3 protein-coding genes are annotated in these 3,150 nt (G+C 43.4%); all 3 read right to left on the bottom strand.

The window, feature by feature from the left end:
- Nucleotides 1–170: 170 nt before the first annotated feature.
- From F6K20_RS31180 to F6K20_RS31190, 3 genes are read right to left on the bottom strand one after another with little or no spacing between them, the layout of a single operon-like run.
- The gene (locus tag F6K20_RS31180) at nt 171–659 is read right to left on the bottom strand and encodes a sensor histidine kinase (RefSeq protein WP_287297313.1); all 489 of its coding nucleotides are present in this window, start codon (nt 657–659) and stop codon (nt 171–173) included.
- Nucleotides 660–710: 51 nt separating this feature from the next.
- Nucleotides 711–2,105 (bottom strand): CHASE2 domain-containing protein, encoded by a 1,395-nt coding sequence (locus F6K20_RS31185; RefSeq protein ID WP_287297315.1) that lies wholly within the window; start codon nt 2,103–2,105, stop codon nt 711–713.
- 24 nt (nt 2,106–2,129) lie between these two features.
- The gene (locus tag F6K20_RS31190) at nt 2,130–2,801 is read right to left on the bottom strand and encodes a response regulator transcription factor (protein WP_008189813.1); all 672 of its coding nucleotides are present in this window, start codon (nt 2,799–2,801) and stop codon (nt 2,130–2,132) included.
- Nucleotides 2,802–3,150 lie beyond the last annotated feature (349 nt).

The following is a 3,150-nucleotide window of genomic DNA, read 5'->3' on the forward strand; positions in this document are numbered from 1 at the left end:
AAAGGCTTGGCAGAACGGGAAGCTAAAATTTGGGAAAGCTTGGAGGATTATATCCAGCTGTTGCGTGGTAAGTCAGTATTTTTCATGGGGGATAACTTGCTGGAAGTTTCCTTAGCTCGTTTCCTGGAAATCAGGGCAATCCCACCCCTAACGCACCCTACGCAACTATTTTAGAATTTTTTGGTATATTTAAAAACTTTCAAAAAAAGAGTTTTCAAGCGATAGCTAACTTTGGCAAGACTCCAGTTACGACCTGCTAAAGGCCAGGTTAACTCACACAGAGTTCCTTGGGGAGAAAGAGGCTCTCGCTTAAATGTTCCTCCTAGTTGTTTCGCCAGAGCTTTAGCTTGCTGTGTTCCTCGGTTTTCAGAAGATGAACAGATGCCAGAGCCATTATCTTTAACACTCAGAGTGTACCGGTTCTCATGTAGCTTACCAGTCGCACTAAGACGAGTTACTCCTTTAGCATGTTTCCCGACATTGTACAAAGCTTCTTCGAGAAACTGACAGAGTTCTCGATTTTGCTCAATAGTTAAATATTGTTCCGGGATCTCCTCAAATTTAAGGGCTTTAACCTTAAGGGTATTAAAATGAGGAAGATGCCGTTCCAGCGTATCTCTACAGACTTCATAGAACAGCTTACTTATTGGATGCTTCAATGACAGTTTTAGGTTACTTCCTAGACGGATAGTTTCTTCTTGAGTCAGAGTTTATTGTTTGAGGTAGTCTGCAATTTCCCATATGTCATCCTTGATAGTTTTAAGTTTCAACAGTAATTCATCTTCTGGCAAATCCTGGTTTTGAATGCGCGTAATAATGTACGCTAGTGTTTGCATTGGGCCATTATGAATGATATTAAATGTTTCATCAATAGTCCGTTGGCGCACATTGATCTGAGACCTCAAAGCCTGGTCATAGTGATAGAAAGCAGGAAATAGTAAACTATTTATGACTAAAATTAACAACGCTGGTGCTACTGGAATCCACCAGCCCCAAACTAGGAACACATAACCAACTCCAACTAGTCCAAAGCTGGCAACCCCAACACCAAACAGATTTTTGAATGGGGATTGAGTCAGCCGACCAAGACCAATGGCCAGAAAACCCCAACCTAAAATCCATAGATATTCCCAAGGATCTGACCAAGTTCTTAAAAGCGATCGCTGATCCAGAACAGCACTGAGAATTTGACTAGTAGCATGGGCATGAAATTCTACACCATAGATTTCGCCAGGAGGGTTCAAACCCTTGATGGCAGTGGTATTGACAGTGTCTTTGATGCTGGGAGTAGTGACTCCAACAATCACAATGCGATCGCGAATCCAACTGGGATTAAAATTCTCGGTTTTGATATCCTTAAGTAATAGAATACGAAAGCGTTCTCGACCACTCCGAAAATTGAGCAGCACCTGAACTCCACCCGCATCAGTTCCCACATAGCCACCAGAATTGGGCAAAAAACGAGGTAGCTCCGTTGAACCAAACATCATCCCATCAGGATTTTTAATGCCATTTTCGAGAGAAATGCCTTCAACCGTTAAATAAGTTTTTGCCAGACGGAGAGATAAAGAGAACTTGCCCCCTTCAGGAGTAGGAGTCCCTAGAAGACTGCGCCGGACGTTGCCATCCCCATCGAAAAGAACATCTGAGAAACCAACCCGTTCCGGGGGAAATCCCGGTGGTGGCTTAATTTTAGTTGGTAATACTTTTTCAATGGCAATCAGATTCTTGATATCCTCAAAGGTTTCAACCAGTTGCTCGTGACCTGGCTCAACTGGTAGATCCCGAACAATATCAAGACCAATTGCTCTAGGTTTGTAGGTTTGCAATCTCCGCAGCAGCCTTGCAATGTCTTGATCCGGTATGGGATAGGTTCCTACATCCTGGATATCCTCTTCATCAATTCCAACAATAACAACCCGTTCATCCATAGGTTCATAAGGACGCAAACGCAGAAAAGTATCGAGGGTTATCCACTCACTAAATTGAAGGTATCCATTGAGACGGGCTAACATTACCAGTCCAATCACTGCAATTCCTGGCAATTCTCCTCCACGCCAGGTGCCAATTTTGTTTCTTATTTTTGGCCAAATACTTCCCAACAACAGGTTTTTTCCTTGCTTAATTTATCAATCAATAAACCCTTCTTCTCTGGCTCGCATCTCGGTTTGAATTCGGAGATTCTTCCCACCTTCAGGATAAACACCCAGAACGTCTCGAATTTTCGTCCAGTAGTGAACCACAGTTCGTTCACTTTTATGCATACGCCCAGCAATTGCCTTATCTTGCAATTCCTCATGAAATGCTAGGGTGAGTAACTCCAGCCACTCTGGCTTAACTTCTCCTTTGAGCATATTTAGATCTTTTGTATGGGTTAATCCCTGCAATGCCCAGTCAACTCTGGTTAACATAACCTGACCGGAGAAACCCTTATCTACCAAGGTGAAACCCCCGTTGTGCTCGTCAATCTCATCCTTAATCCGCACCAGGGCTTTGAGGTAAGTGCTTAACACCACAAGATTGAGGTTGGGATACTGCTTCATCACTATCTGCAAGAGTTTAATACCCGTCTCGATTTTAGCTGTATTCTCAGAAGCTTCTGGAATGGAAAGATCGACAATAACAAGGTCAAGCTGAAATCGTTCCAGTTGTTCCAGAGCGCTCTGGAACGTTTGAGCTGTTAGGATTTCCGCTTCTGGATACTTCCGTCGTAGGGTGTCGATTATTCCACCCAGCATCAATTCGTGGTCATCAACCACAAGCAGCTTCCGTTTCCTTGACTTTGGTAAATCTTGGGTCATCATCAATTCCCTCTATGTTTGCTATTCACTATTGGAACCTATCGTTGCAATTTAGCCAACGAGGTTTTAAGACAGCCAAGTTTTTCCTGTCATGGGTCTTACAGCCGTTTTCATATGAATTGACCTCACTAGCTTTAGCTGCAAGCCCCCTAAATCCCCCAATTCTGGGGGACTTTAACTCAATTTCCCCCCTCCGGTGCGCTTTCCGTTGGCGAATTAAATTGGGTGCGGCTCTTTTAAAAGTACGGTAGACTAGATCTCAGTAAAACTGACAAATTAGTCAGAGTAATAGTTTGAGTCAATACCTCCTGGTGGGTGACCAGCTGAAAAAGTCAGCAGTAGTTCAGGA

Source organism: Moorena sp. SIO2C4 (assembly GCF_010672485.1).
GTDB lineage: Bacteria > Cyanobacteriota > Cyanobacteriia > Cyanobacteriales > Coleofasciculaceae > Moorena > Moorena producens.

Excerpts from the sequence above, each read along its gene's own strand:
- F6K20_RS31190 (WP_008189813.1), bottom strand. The coding sequence starts at position 2,801 with ATGACCCAAGATTTACCAAAGTCAAGGAAACGGAAGCTGCTTGTGGTT.